Genomic DNA, 16585 nt, shown 5'->3' with positions numbered 1-16585 from the left:
CGGGCCCGTCCCGGCCCGGCAGGCTCGCCGCCGGGCCGGAACCGGTGAGCTGCTAGCCGTCCGCGAGCTCGCGCTTGATCGCGGCGATAAAGGAATCAACGTCTTCCTCGGTGGTGTCGAAGGAGCACATCCAGCGCACCTCACGGGCCGCCTCGTTCCAGTCGTAAAAGCGGAAGGACTTCCGCAGCCGGTCCGCCACCCCGGCGGGCAGGACGGCGAAGACGCCGTTGGACTCGGTCTTCTGGCTCAGTTCGACGCCCGGGATCGACTCGACGCCGGCGCGCAGCCGGGCAGCCATCGCATTGGCGTGCGAGGCCGAGCGCAGCCACAGGTCGCCCTCAAGCAAGGCGATGAACTGGGCGGACATAAAGCGCATCTTGGAGGCCAGCTGCATGTTCATCTTGCGAAGGTAGACCAGGCCGTGGGCGGCCTCGGGGTTCAGCGCGATCACCACCTCGCCAAAGAGCAGGCCGTTCTTGGTGCCGCCGAAGGAAAGGATGTCCACGCCGGCGTCGCGGGTGAAGGCCCGCAGCGGCACCTTCAGGTGGGCCGCTGCGTTGGCCAGCCGGGCACCGTCCATGTGCAGTTTCATGCCCTTGGAGTGGACATGCTCCGCGATGGCGCGGACCTCCTCGGGGGTGTAGCAGGTGCCCAGCTCGGTGGTCTGCGTGATGGACACGGCCAGCGGCTGGGCCCGGTGCTCATCGCCCCAGCCCCAGGCTTCCTGGTCGATCAGGGCGGGCGTGAGCTTGCCGTCCGGCGTCGGGACCTGCAGCAGCTTGATGCCGCCGATCCGCTCCGGCGCGCCGTTCTCATCCATGTTGATGTGGGCGGTGGAGGCGCAGATGACGGCGCCCCAGCGGGGGAGCAGCGACTGCAGCGCCAGGACGTTGGCGCCGGTTCCGTTGAAGACGGGGAAGCACTCGATGCCCGCGCCGAAGTGCTGTTCCATCAGTTCCTGCAGGCGGGCGGTGTAGTCGTCCTCGCCGTAGGACACCTGGTGGCCCTCGTTGGCTGCGGCCAGGGCGGCGAGGACCTCGGGGTGCACGCCGGAGTAGTTGTCCGAGGCGAAGCCTCGGACGGAGGGGTCGTGGAGCCGCGCCGCGGTGTCCACGGGGGCAGCGTCAGGGGTGGTGGTTTCGACCGGGTTTGTTTCGACCATGCTGGTCATCTCTTTGCTCACGCTTTCAGTCTAGGGGTGCCGGCTTACCGGTTAAGGGGCAGCCGCCGGCCGTTGAGTTCTGCGGCGGGGGTCCGGAAAAGCTCGACGGCGGCCGCCGCCAGCTCCTCGACGTCGGTAAAGCCGGGGAATTTACGTTCGGGGGAGGCCGCGCGCATGGCCGGATCGACGAGGGCTTTCACCACGAAAACGACGGCGGCGCTGTGCTGCTGTTCCGGGCCTGCTGCCGTTCCGGAGGCGGCTGGGTTTGCAGCATTCGCTGCGTCGGTTGGGTTTCCGGACTTTCGGGCCTGGTCGCGCCGGAAGCCGTCCGCCACGGCGAGGGTCCAGGCTTCCGCGGCGGCCTTGGCCGCCACGTAGCTGGCGCCGCCCGCCGTCGGGCTGGCCACCGCGCTGGAGGAGACGATGGCCAGCCGCCCGGTGTCCGAGGCAGCGAGCTCGTCGTAGAAGGTCCGGCTGACGTTGCGGAGCGTGGTGACGGCGTTGCGTTCCAGGTACTCCCAGTCCTCGTCGCTCTGGTCGGTGATGCCCTTCGCGCCGCGCCAGCCGCCCACCAGGTGGATCACGCCGTCGATGTGTCCGGCCCGTGCCGTCAGCTCTGCGTGGAGGTCCCGGACCGCCGCCGGATCGGCGAGGTCGCAGGTAAGCGGCACCACGCCGCTGCCGGCGTCGGCGGCGGCGGCGTGGATGCGGGCGGCATCGGAGCCGACGGTGAACACCGTGTGCCCCGCGCCCCGGAGGGCGCGGGCCACGGCGATTCCGGACGGGCTGCTGCCGCCGGCCACCAGGATGTTGAGCGTGCGTCCGCTGCTCATCCGGCGTTGATGGCCTGGGTGGCGGGGCTGGCGGCCGTGTCCGGGTGGGTGTCTGTCGACCCCGTGATGCCGGCGGTCGATTCGATCACGGTCCGCATCTTCTTTTCCAGCGCCTCGTAGAACATGGAGAGCGGGAACTCGTCGTCGAGCACCTGGTCGGTGAGGCCGCGCGGCGGGCCGTCCAGCGGCAGGGCGTCTGGCCCCTTGGCCCAGACCGAGGCCGGGTTTGGCGTGACGGTGCCGGAGATGAGCTCGTAGGCGGCGAGCCAGTGGGCCATCTTGGGCCGGTCGATCGAGCGCCAGTAGAGTTCCTCGATCCGGGCGCCGAGTTCCACGACGACGTCGGCCACTTCGTCCCAGTCGATGCTGAGCTTGCTGTCGGTCCAGTGCAGCACGTGGTGCTGGTGCATCCAGGCGAAGAGCAGCTGCCCGCCAAGGCCGTCGTAGTTGCGGACGCGGCTGCCGGTGATGGCGAACCGGAAGATGCGGTCGAAAATGACGGCGTACTGGACCAGCTTGGCGTGCCGGCGGGCTTCCGGGTCCGCTTCCTCGTCCTTTTCGATCTTCACCGATTCGCGGAAGGCGGTGAGGTCGCAGCGGAGTTCCTCGAGCGAGTACAGGAAGAACGGCATGCGCTGTTTGATCATAAACGGGTCGAACGGCAGGTCCCCGCGCATGTGCGTGCGGTCGTGGATTAGGTCCCACATGACGAAGGTCTCCTGCGTCAGTTCCTGGTCCGCGAGCAGGCCGGCGGCGTCCTCGGGCAGTTGCAGCGAGGTGATGTCCGCGGCGGCCCGCAGGACGCGGCGGAAACGGGCGGCCTCGCGGTCGGCGAAGATGGCGCCCCAGGTGAAGGTGGGGGTCTCACGGACGGCCACGGTTTCCGGGAAGAGCACCGCGGAGTTGGTGTCGTAACCCGGGGTGAAGTCGAGGAAGCGGATCGGGACAAAGAGCTTGTTGGAGTAGTCGCCCGCTTCCAGTCCGGCGATGAACTCGGGCCAGATGACCTCGATCAGCACGGCCTCGACCAGGCGGTTGCTGCTGCCGTTCTGCGTGTACATCGGGAAGACCACGAGGTGCTGCAGGCCGTTAACGCGGTGCTGCTGCGGCTGGAACGCCTGGAGCGAGTCCAGGAAGTCGGGAACGCCGAAGCCGCCGTCGGCCCAGCGCTGGAAATCGGCAACCAGGAGGTCCAGGTAGCGTCCGTCATGCGGGAACGCCGGGGCGAGCGCCGCGACAGCCGCCGCGATGGTGGCGACGTGCCCGGCCGCGGCCTCGTGGTCGGCCGGTTCCGGCACGGAGCCGTCCTGGATCTGGAGCGCCTGCAGGGCCGTGGCGGCGGCCTTGAGCCGCTGCCAGTCGGCGGATTCGGCGGTGATCGGGGCAGGGGCGGTGAGGGCGGTCATGGTCATCGTCGGTCGCCTTTCTGGTTGCTTGGAACGTCTACGGCGAGCGTAGCAAGCAGACAGCAGCTCTAACCCAAAAAGCTGTCGAGCATAAGGAACTCTGAGTCATGGGGGCGCCCGGAAGCCTCCCAGCTCCAGCCGGGCCGGGGGTTGCTTAGGACTCCGGGCCGGCGGCGGCCGTGCCGGCCGGCGGGACCAGCTTCAGCGAGACCGAGTTGATGCAGTAGCGCTGGTCTGTGGGCGTGCCGTATCCCTCGCCTTCGAACACGTGGCCCAGGTGTGAATCGCAGGCCGCGCACCGCACCTCAATACGGTCCATCCCCATGGTGCGGTCGTGGATGTAGCGCACGGTGCCGTCCGCCAGCGGCGCGAAGAACGAGGGCCAGCCGCAGTGCGAGTCGAACTTTTCCCGGCTTGTGAAGAGCTCAGCGCCGCAGGCCCGGCACTGGTACACGCCCTCGGTATGGGTGTCCCAGTACTCGCCGGTGTACGGCCGTTCTGTTCCGGCCTGGCGCAGCACGCGGTATTCCTCCGGGCTCAGCTCCTCGCGCCATTGCTGGTCCGTTTTTTCAACCGGTGCCGGTCCGGCGGCCGGCGGGTTGCCGGCGGCATCACCGGCGGGGGAGCTGACGGGCGAGACTTTGGGCTTGTTGCTGAAGATACTCATGACGTCAATAACGCTTAGGAGTCGCCGATAAATCCCGATCCGGCGTACAAATGCAGCACCGGAAGGCCCAGCTTGTCCTGTGCCTCGTTGGCCCAGTCGGTGTGGAAGGTGTCCGCGACGGCGTGCGGACGGGTGATGACCACAGCCTGCCCGGCGTTCAGTTCCTTGACCTTGGCGACCAGGCCGTCCACGGCCCGGCCCTCGACGACTTCGCCGGTCACGCCGCCGCCAAGGCCGCCCAGCGCGGTAAGCGAGGTAGCCAGGGTTTCCGCGGCAGCCGTCCGTTCCACGGCCGGATCCGGCTGCTTGGCGGTCAAGTCCCGGAACGCCTTGGCGATCTCCAACATGGACAGGTTCTCCAGGAAGTCCACCAGCAGGTGACGCTCGGTGTTCGCCGGGACCAGGACCACCAGCGGCGAATCGCCGCCGGCCACGAGGGTTTCGATGTTGACGCGGTCGTCCGCGCCGAGGGGCTCTTCTGTCAGGATGACGATTGGGTCGCTCATGCCCCCAGCCTAGCCGTTAATGCGCCGGGGGCCGCCGCCCCGGCACGGAATGGGCCGCGGTGCGCCGGATGCCGGGCTTGGCCGGGAGTTCGGTAAGAATGGTGCCATGGCATCCACCCTGCGCCTCGTCCCGCAAAAGCCCCGGACCCCAACTGCCCGCGGGGCCTCCCGCGGCCTGCAGGCGGCGGTGCCGGACACCGCCATTCCGGACACGCCTGTCCCGGGGAGCGCCAAGTGGGCGGTGGGCGGCATCATCGGCGGAGGTGCCGCGGCCGGCCTCCTCGCTGCGGGGTCCTCGGCGCTGGCCCTGTACTTTGCCCGGCGGGTCATCACCCCGGTCCGGGTCCGCGAGGAGGACCAGGAGGTGTTGGCGGTGATCCGGGAGGGCCGCGGGCAGCAGATCATCCTCAAGGCGACCCCGGATTCCACCGTGGAGGGCGTTTACGGTTTCTTTTTCGACGGAGGCCGCGGGCACGCCCGGCTGGGCCGGGTCCTGTCCTACTCCCCGGCCGAGCAGACCGTCCTGCGCGACGTTGAGGCCGTCTACAGCGGGAACCTGGCGACGGCGCGCCGCGGCTACTGGAGCGGGGCAGTCCATCCGGATCCCGCGGCCATCGGGCTGCCGTTCGAAGACGTGCAGATCGAGGTCGACGGCGGAACAGCGCCGGCGTGGCTGGTCCGGGCCGCCCCGGCGGCCGATGCTCCGGCGGCCGATGCTCCGGCGTCGGACATCTGGGCGATCATGGTGCACGGGCGCGGCGCCTCGCGGCAGGAGGGCCTGCGGGCCGTCCGGGTGGCCCGGCAGCTGGGCCTGTCCAGCCTGCTGATTTCCTACCGCAACGATGGGCTGGCGCCCTCGGCCGAGGACGGCCGCTACGGCCTCGGGTCCACCGAGTGGCGCGATGTGGAGGCCGCAATCGGCTACGCGCTGGAACAGGGCGCCCACGAGGTGGTGCTCTTCGGCTGGTCGATGGGCGGCGCGATCTGCCTGCAGACCGCTGACCTGTCCCGGTACCACCACCTGATCCGGGCGATGGTGCTGGACGCCCCGGTGATCAACTGGGTCAACGTCCTGGCGCACCACGCCGAGCTGAACCGGATCCCGTCCGCCGTCGGACGCTACGGGCAGCTGATGATGAGCCACCCGCTGGGCCGGCGGCTGACCGGGCTGGCCGCCCCGGTGGACCTGAAGGCGATGGACTGGGTGTCCCGCGCCGTCGAGCTCCGGACGCCGACGCTGATCCTGCACTCCGTCGACGACGAATACGTCCCCTACGGCCCGTCCGCGGACCTCGCGGAGAAGAACCCGGAGATGGTGACCTTCGAAGCGTTCACCACGGCGCGGCACACCAAGGAATGGAACGTCGATCCGGAGCGATGGGAGTCGCTGGTCACGGCTTGGCTGCGGCAGCAACTGGCGCCCCGGCCCTCCCCGGCCGGCTAACCCTCCGACCGAGGAGCGCGAACGTACACTTGCGGCCCCGTCGTGGAGCGCGAGCGTACATTTGCGGCCCCGTCCAGGAGCGCGAACGTACACTTGCGGCCCGCCCCGGGAGCGCGAACGTACACTTGCGGCCCGCCCCGGGAGCGTGAGCGTACACTTGCGGCCCTGTCCTTGAGGCGGTTCCCGGCTGGAATTACCGGGTGTTCCAGCGTAACCAGCGGACTCCGATGAAGGCCAACACGATGATGTATCCCAGGCAGGCCAGGAGCGAGTAGCTGTCGTGAACGTTTCGGCCTGGAAACTGGTAATTGCAGCTGCAGCCCGAGGCGGGCTTTGGCGCCCATCGGCTGCCGCTGAACATCAATACCGTCCACCAGCAGGCGTCCTGGCTGGGCCCGTCAGACCGGGGGCACCGTTAAATCCAATACCTCTCCCAGCCAAGCGAGGATGGTTTCCACGCTTTCGGGGTCGAGATGTGTGTCCGGGTCGTTGTATCCGTTCCCTGGTGCCGCGGCCACCTCCGCCGGGCTGCGGGTATCTTCCTTGAACACGTGATTCGCGTCGGGCGGGAATGCGAAGGTCACGTTCGTCATTCCAGCCGCGGTTTCCTGGAGCGGGTCCCCGTCGGCATGCACATCGATCTGTACGTCTCGCCCCCCGATCAGCACCAGCGTGGGTACCTCCACCCGGCCTAGCGAGTCGCACGTCGACTCAACCCACAGTTCCCGCGCAAACGGAAGATTCATCGGAGCCTCGAAGCTCGCGAGGACCATCTTCACGCTGTCAGGCAGACCAGGATCGGGATCCATTGGCTGACCGGCCGCATAGCGCGCAGCAGCTTCCTCGACCTTCGGCATCAGCTCGGACCCGCCAGGGACCTGGGCGGACTGCAGAGTCAACTGGGACAGCAGCACAGCCTGTATTGGGCGTCCGGGTGGGGCAGCGAGCACGATCCCGACGAAGGGAATTTCCTGGGCACTGGTGGCGTAATGGAGCACATGGAGGGCGCCCTCGCTGTTGCCGAGCCCGGCAATCCTGGAGGAGTCGATGTAGTCCAACCCGGCGAGCACTTGAACGGCCGCGACCAGCTCGTCCAGATGCGACTGCATGCTGAGTTTTCCTGTGAGCTTCCGGACGTTCTCCATGGCGTGCGGGCCGGTCACCCGCTTGTCATAACGGAGGGATGCGATTCCTACACGGGCGAACGCTTCCGCGAAGAGCCGCCCGCTTCCGTTTGTGCCGGGAAGCAGCGGAGAACACCAATCCCGGTCGGTCGGGCCGCTGCCTGCGACGAGGACCATCGCCGGGAACGGCCCATCGCCGGCGGGCCGGACAACTGTCCCCTCCATGTTGATGCCATCCAGACGCCAGGACACATCACTAGAGTTCACCATGCTCATAGTCAAGCACGAAGAGGACAACCGTTCTCATCCCCTTTACTGCGGCTACGTCGAATCACGCCAGTTCAGGACGTTTAGAATCGTTACCGTTCGCGAAGGTACACTTGCGGCCCCGGCGCGGGCGCAAAAGAGGGCCCCAGGTGTACGTTCGCGCTTCAGCTGCGGGGTGAGCCGATCCGGGCCGTGCGGGCGCCGGTCAGCCGGATGAGTTCGGCCGGGCTGAGTTCCAGGTCCAGGCCGCGGCGGCCGCCCGAGACCAGGAGCGTCTCCAGCCCCAGCGCGCTCTCGTCGACCACCGTGGGGGAGGGCTGGCGCTGCCCCAGCGGCGAGATGCCGCCGAGCACGTAGCCGGTGCGGCGCTCCGCCGTCGCCGGGTCTGCCATCGCCGCCTTCTTGCCGCCCAGGGCTGCGGCCATCGCCTTCAGGTCCAGGCTGCCGCTCACCGGCACGACGCCGACGGCGAGCCGCCCGTCGACGTCGACCATCAGGGTCTTGAAGACCCGGGCCGGGTCAATCCCCAGCACCTCCGCGGCCTCCAGACCATAACTGGTGGCGGCGGGGTCATGGCTGTAGGGGTGCGCGACGAAGGAAACCCCGGCCGCCGCGAGTGCCGCGGTGGCCGGGGTTCCCTGGGACGCCTGTTTGCGGGCCACGGGACCGGCTCAGCCCTGTTGCGGCAGGGCGGCGACCTTGCGCTTGATCCGACCGAGCATCGCCGTCATGCCGCGCATCCGCAGCGGAGTGATGGCCCGGGTGAGACCTAGGAGTTCGGGCATGTCGTCCGGAACGGCGAGGATCTCGGCCGGGCTGAGCCCGTCCAGTCCCTCGTGCAGCACGCCGGCGAATCCGCGCGTCGTGGGCGCCTCCGGCGGGGCCTTGAAGAACAAGCGCACCCGCTCGGGCGCGCCGCCGGACTGCCCGTCGCCGGCCGGCTCGGTTTCGATTGTCAGGAACAGCGGCGACTGGCATTCCACAACCTGCTCCATCAGCTCCGGGTGGTCCTGCAGGCGCGCCGGGGGATCCGGCAGCTCGCGCGAAAACTCGAGCAGCAACTGGAGCCGCTCGGCTTCTTCGAGGGCCTGGAAGTCGTCAACAATGTCCGCGAGGGCGGCGGGGAGGGCAGAGGTATTCATCAGTTCCATTTTACTTTCCTGCCGGCACGGTGCCGCGTTCGGTGCCCTTGACGATGGGGACCCGTACGGCGTTGCCCCATTCGGTCCAGGACCCGTCGTAGTTGCGGACGGTGTCGAAGCCCAGCAGGTACTTGAGCGCGAACCAGGTGTGGCTGGACCGCTCACCGATCCGGCAGTAGGCCACGACGTCGTCGCCCGCCGTGAGTCCGGCCTCGTCCAGGTACAGGGCCTCCAGTTCGGGACGGCTGCGGTACGTGCCGTCCTCGGCGGCGGCGCGGGCCCAGGGGATGGACGCTGCAGTGGGGATGTGGCCGCCGCGCAGGGCGCCCTCTTCCGGGTAGGCCGGCATGTGCGTGCGCTGGCCGGTGTATTCCTCGGCCGAGCGGACGTCGATCAGCGGCTTGCCGAAGTGCGCCAGCACGTCGTCCTTGAAGGCGCGGATCGGGGCGTCGTTGCGCTCGACCACCGGGTAGTCACCGGGCGCGGGGACCGTCCGGTCCGTGGTCATCGGGCGGCCCTCCGCGATCCACTTGTCGCGGCCGCCGTCGAGCAGCCGGACGTCCTCGTGGCCGAAGAGCGTGAAGACCCAGAGCGCGTAGGCGGCCCACCAGTTCGACTTGTCGCCGTAGATGACCACGGTGCTCTCGCGCGAGATCCCCTTGGCGGCGGCCAGCGCGGCAAACGCTTCACCGTTGACGTAGTCGCGGGTGACCTCGTCGTTCAGGTCGGTGTGCCAGTCGATCTTTACCGCGCCGGGGATGTGGCCGGTTTCGTACAGCAGGACGTCCTCGTCCGATTCGACGACCACCAGTTTGCCGCCGTCGAGCGCTCCGTCTTCAAGTGCCGCCGCGAGCCACTCGGTGGAAACGAGGCGTTCGGGGTGGGCGTAGGCGGCGAATTTGTCGTTCTGCTCAACGGGGTAGGGCATGAAGATGGCCTTTCACTGGGCGGTCGTGGGGGCCGGGCCATGGGTGGTGCGCGGCGCCGGGCCTGCTACCACACTAACCACGCTCCGGCAGGATTGCTTCCCGGGCCTACATGCGCAGAAATATGGCCTTCGTCACGTCCGTTCCCGCGCCCGGAATGGAAACCCGCCGTTGCCGGTATTCTTTCTGGGGACACGAGACCAGCAGAACGGACCACCTTGGTACAGATCGAACAGCTCGCCGCCAGAACGCCGGCGGTTTCCGTGGATGAACTCCTCAACGGGTTTTATCCGTCGCCGCGCTTCGGTGAGGTGTCGTTCGCCAGCTACCGGCCGGACCCGGCCCAACCCAGCCAGGCCCATGCGGTCCATGCGCTGCAAAGCTTCGCTGCCGGCGTCGGCTCCCGGGACGGTGACGGCCTGTTCAAACGTCTCTTCGGCAAGAAAGACACCTCCCGCGCGGGCATCTACCTCGACGGCGGCTTTGGCGTGGGTAAGACCCACCTGCTCGCCTCGCTGTGGCACGCAGCCCCGGGGCCCAAGGCCTTCGGCACCTTCGTGGAGTACACCAACCTGGTGGGGGCGTTGTCCTTCCGCAAGACCGTGGAGGCGCTCAGCCACTACAAGCTGGTCTGCATCGATGAGTTCGAGCTCGATGATCCGGGCGACACGGTCCTGATGTCCCGGCTGATGCGCGAACTCGCCGACGCCGGGGTCAAGCTCGCCGCCACGTCCAACACCCTGCCCGGCTCCCTGGGCGACGGCCGCTTTGCCGCCGTCGACTTCCAGCGCGAGATCCAGGTCCTCGCCGACCAGTTCGACGTCGTCCGGATCGACGGCGAGGACTTCCGCCACCGCGGCCTGCCCAAGGCACCAGCGCCGCTGCGCAACGACGAGCTGACGCACCACATGAAGGCGGAGTTCGACGGCCGGACGGTGGCCAAGGACGAATTCAGCACCCTGATCAACCACCTGGCCGGTGTGCACCCGAGCCGGTACCGGCAGCTGATCGACGGGATCGACGGCGTAGTGTGGCGCAACGTCGAGACCATCACCGAACAGGCCGTGGCGCTGCGCTTTGTGGTCCTGGCGGACCGGCTGTACGACAAGGACGTACCGATCCTGGCCAGCGGCGTGCCGTTCGACCAGCTGTTCACCGAGGAAATGATGACCGGCGGCTACATGAAGAAGTACTTCCGCGCCGTGTCCCGGCTCACCGCCCTGGCCCGGGAGGGCCAGAACCACGAGCCGTCCTAGCCTGTAACTGCAACGCGGGGTCACTTTTGGCCGATTCGGAGTCTCCGGATGGGCCAAAGTGGCCCCGCGTCGGTCGTTAAACGACGAAGGTGCCGGCGCCGCCTCTCGGCGGGACCGGCACCTCGCTGACGTACCTGGGTCAGAGGCCCTGCTGCCGGGGTTCCCCGGTGACGGGTGGCTCACCCGCGACGTGCGGCTCTGCGACGGGGGCCGTTGCCGGCCGGCCGTCCGCGTTGTCCACGAAGCCGGAGGCGCCTCGCTGGGCGGAATCTACTTTGTCGGCGTATTTTCCGCCGGTCTTCGAATCGACGAAATCACCCGCCTTTTCGATGCCGTCCTTGATGGCCTGTTCGTTGCCACCAATCAGATGCTGAGCCTTGCCCTTTAGATCGTCAATTAAACCCACGGGCACCTCCCTTCAGTCGCGGAGCCAGATCGCTCCTAGCGCTTTCGATCCTAACCGCCGGGTGAAGACGTGCCAAGGGTGTACGCCCAGAGGAGAAAGACCCTGGGCGGGGGATCGGAGAGGGCAATGAAAAAAGCAGCCCCAAAGGAGCTGCTTTTGTGGTGGGCGATACTGGGATCGAACCAGTGACCTCTTCCGTGTCAGGGAAGCGCGCTACCGCTGCGCCAATCGCCCGCAACCGGAAGGATCCGGAGTGGTGTTGTGAAGCTTTGAAACAAGAGAGCGGACGACGAGATTCGAACTCGCGACATCCACCTTGGCAAGGTGGTGCTCTACCAGCTGAGCTACGTCCGCATTTTTAGTCCGTTCCGGCTGGGCCGGTGGTACTGGATCAAGCAAGTTCCCTTGCTTTGGTGGGCGATACTGGGATCGAACCAGTGACCTCTTCCGTGTCAGGGAAGCGCGCTACCGCTGCGCCAATCGCCCCTTCGTAACCGGCCGGAACCGGAAACCAGGGTTTTCACCGAGGTGGGTACGGGATTCGAACCCGTGTATACGGCTTTGCAGGCCGCTGCCTCGCCTCTCGGCCAACCCACCGTGTAGACACGGTTCCAGAAGAACCATATCCGTGACAGTGTCCTGCGAGCGGACGACGAGATTCGAACTCGCGACATCCACCTTGGCAAGGTGGTGCTCTACCAGCTGAGCTACGTCCGCATTGTTGCCGGCGATTCCCTGCCGTAATCGGCATTTCCTCGCGTTCCAACGAGTAAGAACTCTATAGGAGGTTCAGGGAACTTACAAATCGGGGCGCGTTCCCCGCCGCTTGACCCCCGTCTTTCCCTGCAATCTAGCGGATTTTGCTAATTACAGACGTGTAATTCGCGCCGGGTCTGGCGGCGTTGGGGGCGGGCGCCTGAGCGGTGGGGCGACGACGGCGGCCGGGCGCTTGTGGGGTTGGACGACGCCGGCGGCCGGGCGCCGCGCCGGGTGCGTGGCCGGGCGCGGCTCTGCGGCCCACAGGGGAAGTTGGCCCGACGATTCGCCAATGGTGGCCGCTATGTTGCCCGCATAGCGGCCATCTTCGTCCATCGGTCGCAGCGAGGCCGGTACCAGGCAAGGCGGCGCCGCCGCGGGAAGTCCCGATTTCTAAATTCCGCCGGGGTGGGCTAGCATTCAATGGCACCGGGGCGATTGGCGCAGTGGTAGCGCGCTTCGTTCACACCGAAGAGGTCACTGGTTCGAACCCAGTATCGCCCACCCGAAAGATGGTCCGTTCCGCTCACAGAGCGGGGCGGGCCATTTTGTTTTCCCGCGGCCTGTTTCCTGCAGTGTCCGACCCCTGTGAAAGAGTTTTTCTATGACCGCCCCGCTCCTCGCCCATGCCACCGAATACGGCCGGATGTATGCCCGTTCCACGTCGGAGCAGTTCTCTGTCCCGTCCATCACCACGGTGATCGGCCAGCAGCCCCACGGCCTGGACGGCTGGTTCGGCTACATGGGCGCGAACAGCCTTGCCGCGGATCCAACGCTGCCGGCCATTCTGGGCAGCCCGGCCAAGATTCGGCAGGCGGTCAGCCGGGCCGCCAAGGCAGCCGAAACGCACCGGGACGACGCCGCCAAGCGCGGCGACCGCGTCCACAACTATTGCGAACAGGTGGCCCTGCGGGCGCTCGGCCGCCCGCACCAGATGAAGGACACCCGTGAGGCGCTGGCCGCCAACGGCGAGGAAGCGTTCGCCGCGCGCTTTGACGAGTGGTGGGAGCTGTTCCAGGTGGAGCCGGTCGCTCCGGAGATCACGGTCTGGAACAAGACGGTGGGCTACGCCGGCACCCTGGACCTGGTGGCGAAAATCAACGGCCGTACCTGCCTCATCGACTACAAGACCAAGGGGACCAGCCGGGACGGCACCGTCAAGCCGCTCGATGACAAGGTGGTGATGCAGCTGGTGGCGGGTATGAAGGCCGAAGAAAGCCTGGTGGACCCGGTGGCAGGGGAGTGGGAAGCGTGGCAGCACGGTGACTCTCCGATCCTGCTCGCGGTGGCCATCGGCGAGACGGAGGTGCGGCCGCAGCGGGCCAACCCGGACGTGCTCAAGCATCACTGGTGGAAGTTCTGCGCGCTGCGGCGCGTCTGGGAAATGTCTGCGGACACCCTGGCCGCCGGACCGGCCCTGCTGCCGATCGCGCCGCCCGCTGCCCGCTGAGCCGGAAACCCGCGCCACCCACTAAACTGGACGGGATCCCGAAGCCGCCCACCGTGAGGACACACCGCCCATGGCCATCTTGAATATCCGCATCATTGGGGACCCTGTGCTGCGCACAGTTGCCGATCCCGTGACGGAATTCGGGCCTGAGCTGGAAAAGCTCGTCGCCGACATGACCGAAACCATGGAGGACGTGGAGGGCGCCGGACTGGCAGCCCCGCAGGTCGGGATCAGCCAGCGGGTCTTCACCTACCGGATCCGCGGGGTTGAGGGCCACATCATCAACCCGGTGCTGGAAAACAGCGATGACTTCCAGCCGGACGAGGTGGAAGGCTGCCTGTCCATTCCCGGGCTCGGGTTCCCGGTCCGCCGGCACCGCAGCACCCGCGTCACCGGCGTCGACGTGCACGGCAACCCGGTGGTGCTCGAAGGCGAAGGCATGCTCGCCCGGGTCTTCCAGCACGAGACCGACCACCTGGACGGGATCCTCTTCACCGACCGGCTCGACGGCGAGGACCGCAAGGCCGCCCTGCGCGCCATCCGCAACGCCAACTACGACTCCATCACCGAGCAGACGACGTCGAAGCGGGCCAAGACCGTCGGCTCTAGCTTCGGCGCGGGTTCCGCCTTCGGAACCGGCCAGTGAGGGTCCTTTTCGCGGGCACCCCCGCCGTCGCCGTTCCGTCGCTGGATGCCCTCGTCGCTGCCGGGTTCGACGTCGTCGCCGTGCTGACCCGGCCGGACGCACCGCTGGGACGCAAACGGGTCCTCACACCCTCGCCGGTCGCCGCCCGCGCCGCGGAGCTCGGCATCGACGTCATCCACGCCGCCAAGGTCGACGCCGGTGTGACGGCCAGGATCGAGGCCGCCGCACCGGATGTCGCAGCGATTGTGGCCTACGGCGGACTCATTCCGCGGGCGGCCCTGGACATTCCCCGGCACGGCTGGATCAACCTGCACTTCTCGCTGTTGCCGGCCTGGCGCGGCGCAGCGCCGGTCCAGCGCGCCCTGATCGCCGGGGACGACATCACCGGCGCCGTGACGTTCCGGCTCGAAGAGGGCCTGGACACCGGACCGGTGTACGGCACGCTGACCGAGGCCGTCCGGCCGGCTGACACTGCCGGCGAGCTGTTGGAGCGCCTGTCCCACAGCGGCGCCGTGCTGCTGACCCAGACCCTGTCCGCCGTCGACGCCGGCAAAGCCACCGCCGTCCCGCAGCAGGGAGAGGTCAGCCTGGCCCCCAAACTCACCCTCGACGACGGCAGGCTCGACTGGCACCAGCCGGCCCTGGCGATCGGCCGCCGCTCCCGCGGAGTGACGCCGGAACCCGGAGCCTGGACCACACTCGAGGGTCAACGCGTCAAACTCGAACCGGTGGTGCTCCGCCCGGCGGCCCCGGCCCTGCGCCCGGGGCAACTGGCCCTCGACGGGAAGGCGGTCCTCGTCGGGACCGGTTCGCACCCCATTGAGCTCACCCGGGTCCAGCCCGCAGGCAAAAAAATGATGACCGCCGCTGATTGGGCGCGCGGACAGGCAACACTGGAAAGCGTGGTCTTCGAATGAGCGAATCCGGATCCAACGGCAACGGCCGGGGACGCGGCGCTGCCGCCGGCGGCCCGTCCTCCGGCAAGTCCGGCCAAGGCGGCCGCGGCGGCCAGGGCCCCCGGGGCGGCGTCAAGCGGAACGCGCAGGGACGCGAACGGAACCGCGGACCGCAGCGCGGCTTCACCGAAAACGCCCCTTCGCAGCGCACCCGGCGCGCCGATCCCGCCCGGCTGGTGGCCTTCGAAGTGCTGCGCGCGGTGGCCGCCGAGGACGCCTACGCGAACCTGGTGCTGCCGGCCCGGATCCGGCACCACGGACTGGACAAGCGCGACGCCGGGTTCGCCACCGAGCTCAGCTACGGCGCGCTCCGCGGCCAAGGCACCTACGACGCCATCCTCGCCCGCTGCGTGGACCGCCCGCTGGACCAGCTGGACCCGGCGATCCTCGACGCGTTGCGGATCGGCGCCCACCAGCTCCTCGCCATGCGGGTCCCTGCCCATGCCGCCCTCGACGAAACCGTGGGCCTGGCCCGCGCCGTCATCGGCGCCGGCCCGTCCGGCCTGATCAACGCGGTGCTCCGCAAGGTCTCCGCGCACACCCTCGACGAGTGGCTGGAACTGCTGCTCAGCGACGAGCAGGATGAAACCAAGGTCGCCTCCGTCCGGTACGCCCACCCGGAGTGGATCGTGCGCGCCTTCCGTCAGTCGCTCGTGGCGCACGGCCGCCCGGTCACGGAAATCAACGAGCTCCTGGAGGCGGACAACGCCGCCCCCGTAGTGAACCTGGTGGCCCTTCCCGGCCTGGGCAGCCTGGACGAGGCCCTGGAAAGCGGCGCCACCCCCGGCGAGCTAGTGGAAGGATCGGCGCTGTCCAGCGGCGGTGACCTGGGCCGGCTCGCCTCCGTGCGGGACGGCAGCACCCGGGTCCAGGACGTCGGCTCCCAGCTGGTGGCCCGCGCCCTGGCATCGGTGGACCTTTCCGCGGGAACCGCCGCGGGCAGCCAGGCCGCCGCTGGCAGCCAGGCGGGCGCCGACGGCGGCGAACGCTGGCTTGATCTCTGCGCCGGCCCGGGCGGCAAGGCCGCCCTGCTCGGCGCGCTGGCCCGGCAGCACGGCGCCACCCTGCTCGCCAACGAGCCGGCGCCGCACCGCGCGAAACTGGTCCGGCAGGCGCTGGCCGCCGTCCCGCACGAGGTGTGGCATGTCCGGACCGGCGACGGCCGCGAGGTCGGATCCGAGCAGGCGGAAAGCTTCGACCGGGTGCTCGTGGACGTGCCCTGCACCGGGCTGGGCGCGCTGCGCCGGAGGCCGGAATCCCGCTGGCGGCGCACCCCCAAGGACCTGGTGGACCTCGGCCCGCTGCAGCGCGAACTGCTCAAATCCGCCCTGGACGCGGTCAAGCCCGGCGGCGTCGTAGCGTACGTGACCTGCTCGCCGCACCCGGCCGAGACCACCGCCGTCGTCAGCGATGCGCTGCGCAAACGCGACGACCTCGAACTGCTCGACGCCGGCGCCGCCCTGGACGCGGTCAGCCTCAGCGGCCACCTCGAGGCCGGCCACAACCTCACCGCCCAGCTCTGGCCGCACCGGCACCGGACGGACGCCATGTTCCTGGCGCTCATCCACAAAAAAGCCTGAGACCCGGGCCATACTGGCACCAGCTACCCGACCTTTCCGACCAGCACAACGACAAGGA

At 68.5% G+C, this 16585-nt stretch carries 16 protein-coding genes and 6 tRNA genes; 7 read left to right on the top strand and 15 right to left on the bottom strand.

Features of this window, described 5'->3' with window-relative positions:
• Positions 1 to 52: 52 nt before the first annotated feature.
• The 5 genes from ABIN76_RS06995 to ABIN76_RS06975 all read right to left on the bottom strand — a co-directional run bounded on the left by ABIN76_RS06995 (position 53) and on the right by ABIN76_RS06975 (position 4574).
• A complete protein-coding gene (locus ABIN76_RS06995) occupies positions 53 to 1162 on the bottom strand; it encodes a low specificity L-threonine aldolase (RefSeq protein ID WP_346959131.1) in 1110 nt (369 codons plus the stop codon).
• 44 nt (positions 1163 to 1206) lie between these two features.
• The gene (locus ABIN76_RS06990) at positions 1207 to 1995 is read right to left on the bottom strand and encodes an SDR family oxidoreductase (RefSeq protein WP_346958988.1); all 789 of its coding nucleotides are present in this window, start codon (positions 1993 to 1995) and stop codon (positions 1207 to 1209) included.
• Positions 1992 to 3407: a DUF6421 family protein gene (locus ABIN76_RS06985; RefSeq protein ID WP_346958987.1), complete on the bottom strand. Its 1416-nt coding sequence runs from the start codon at positions 3405 to 3407 to the stop codon at positions 1992 to 1994. Before ABIN76_RS06985 ends, ABIN76_RS06990 begins: the two co-directional genes overlap by 4 nt.
• 148 nt (positions 3408 to 3555) lie before the next feature.
• Positions 3556 to 4068, bottom strand: coding sequence for a peptide-methionine (R)-S-oxide reductase MsrB (gene msrB, locus ABIN76_RS06980; protein WP_346958986.1), 513 nt, complete (start codon positions 4066 to 4068; stop codon positions 3556 to 3558).
• A gap of 14 nt (positions 4069 to 4082) precedes the next feature.
• Positions 4083 to 4574, bottom strand: a complete 492-nt coding sequence (locus ABIN76_RS06975; protein WP_346958985.1) for a hypothetical protein — start codon at positions 4572 to 4574, stop codon at positions 4083 to 4085.
• A 106-nt stretch (positions 4575 to 4680) separates the two neighbouring features.
• On the opposite strand from ABIN76_RS06975, the gene ABIN76_RS06970 reads away from it, so the two are divergent.
• Positions 4681 to 6018 carry an alpha/beta fold hydrolase gene (locus ABIN76_RS06970; protein WP_346958984.1) on the top strand — a complete coding sequence of 446 codons (1338 nt, stop codon included), beginning with the start codon at positions 4681 to 4683 and terminating at the stop codon, positions 6016 to 6018.
• Between the two features lie 398 nt (positions 6019 to 6416).
• Here the strand turns inward: ABIN76_RS06970 and ABIN76_RS06965 are convergent, their stop codons facing one another.
• The 4 genes from ABIN76_RS06965 to ABIN76_RS06950 form a co-directional block, all read right to left on the bottom strand.
• A complete protein-coding gene (locus ABIN76_RS06965; RefSeq protein WP_346958983.1) occupies positions 6417 to 7412 on the bottom strand; it encodes an alpha/beta hydrolase in 996 nt (331 codons plus the stop codon).
• A 161-nt stretch (positions 7413 to 7573) separates the two neighbouring features.
• Positions 7574 to 8071 (bottom strand): Cys-tRNA(Pro) deacylase, encoded by a 498-nt coding sequence (ybaK, locus tag ABIN76_RS06960; RefSeq protein WP_346958982.1) that lies wholly within the window; start codon positions 8069 to 8071, stop codon positions 7574 to 7576.
• A 9-nt stretch (positions 8072 to 8080) separates the two neighbouring features.
• A complete protein-coding gene (locus ABIN76_RS06955) occupies positions 8081 to 8551 on the bottom strand; it encodes a SufE family protein (RefSeq protein ID WP_346958981.1) in 471 nt (156 codons plus the stop codon).
• 10 nt (positions 8552 to 8561) lie between these two features.
• Positions 8562 to 9479, bottom strand: a complete 918-nt coding sequence (locus ABIN76_RS06950; protein WP_346958980.1) for a sulfurtransferase — start codon at positions 9477 to 9479, stop codon at positions 8562 to 8564.
• 216 nt (positions 9480 to 9695) lie between these two features.
• On the opposite strand from ABIN76_RS06950, the gene zapE reads away from it, so the two are divergent.
• The gene (zapE, locus tag ABIN76_RS06945) at positions 9696 to 10733 is read left to right on the top strand and encodes a cell division protein ZapE (protein WP_346958979.1); all 1038 of its coding nucleotides are present in this window, start codon (positions 9696 to 9698) and stop codon (positions 10731 to 10733) included.
• A gap of 139 nt (positions 10734 to 10872) precedes the next feature.
• Here the strand turns inward: zapE and ABIN76_RS06940 are convergent, their stop codons facing one another.
• The 6 genes from ABIN76_RS06940 to ABIN76_RS06915 all read right to left on the bottom strand — a co-directional run bounded on the left by ABIN76_RS06940 (position 10873) and on the right by ABIN76_RS06915 (position 11856).
• A complete protein-coding gene (locus tag ABIN76_RS06940) occupies positions 10873 to 11139 on the bottom strand; it encodes an antitoxin (RefSeq protein WP_346958978.1) in 267 nt (88 codons plus the stop codon).
• A gap of 159 nt (positions 11140 to 11298) precedes the next feature.
• A tRNA-Val gene (locus ABIN76_RS06935) sits at positions 11299 to 11373 on the bottom strand.
• A gap of 47 nt (positions 11374 to 11420) precedes the next feature.
• Positions 11421 to 11493 (bottom strand) — tRNA-Gly (locus ABIN76_RS06930).
• Positions 11494 to 11550: 57 nt separating this feature from the next.
• Positions 11551 to 11625, bottom strand: a tRNA-Val gene (locus ABIN76_RS06925).
• Between the two features lie 40 nt (positions 11626 to 11665).
• Positions 11666 to 11736: transfer RNA gene (locus ABIN76_RS06920), tRNA-Cys, on the bottom strand.
• Between the two features lie 47 nt (positions 11737 to 11783).
• Positions 11784 to 11856 (bottom strand) — tRNA-Gly (locus tag ABIN76_RS06915).
• A gap of 471 nt (positions 11857 to 12327) precedes the next feature.
• Here ABIN76_RS06915 and ABIN76_RS06910 point away from each other — a divergent pair.
• From ABIN76_RS06910 to ABIN76_RS06890, 5 genes are all read left to right on the top strand, one after another.
• Positions 12328 to 12399 (top strand) — tRNA-Val (locus ABIN76_RS06910).
• A 100-nt stretch (positions 12400 to 12499) separates the two neighbouring features.
• Entirely contained in the window at positions 12500 to 13345 is an 846-nt protein-coding gene (locus ABIN76_RS06905) for a cytochrome (protein ID WP_346958977.1), read from the top strand.
• Positions 13346 to 13415: 70 nt separating this feature from the next.
• Positions 13416 to 13991 (top strand): peptide deformylase, encoded by a 576-nt coding sequence (def, locus tag ABIN76_RS06900; RefSeq protein ID WP_346958976.1) that lies wholly within the window; start codon positions 13416 to 13418, stop codon positions 13989 to 13991.
• Complete coding sequence (gene fmt, locus ABIN76_RS06895) at positions 13988 to 14908, top strand: methionyl-tRNA formyltransferase (RefSeq protein WP_346958975.1); 921 nt, start codon at positions 13988 to 13990, stop codon at positions 14906 to 14908. Before def ends, fmt begins: the two co-directional genes overlap by 4 nt.
• Positions 14905 to 16527, top strand: coding sequence for a transcription antitermination factor NusB (locus tag ABIN76_RS06890; RefSeq protein ID WP_346958974.1), 1623 nt, complete (start codon positions 14905 to 14907; stop codon positions 16525 to 16527). The genes fmt and ABIN76_RS06890 overlap by 4 nt, the downstream gene beginning before the upstream one ends.
• Positions 16528 to 16585: the final 58 nt, after the last annotated feature.

This window comes from uncultured Arthrobacter sp. (assembly GCF_964021775.1).
In the GTDB taxonomy this organism is placed as follows: domain Bacteria; phylum Actinomycetota; class Actinomycetes; order Actinomycetales; family Micrococcaceae; genus Arthrobacter.
The sequence above is the reverse complement of the archived record's forward strand: the minus strand, read 5'-3'. Positions and strand labels throughout refer to the sequence as shown.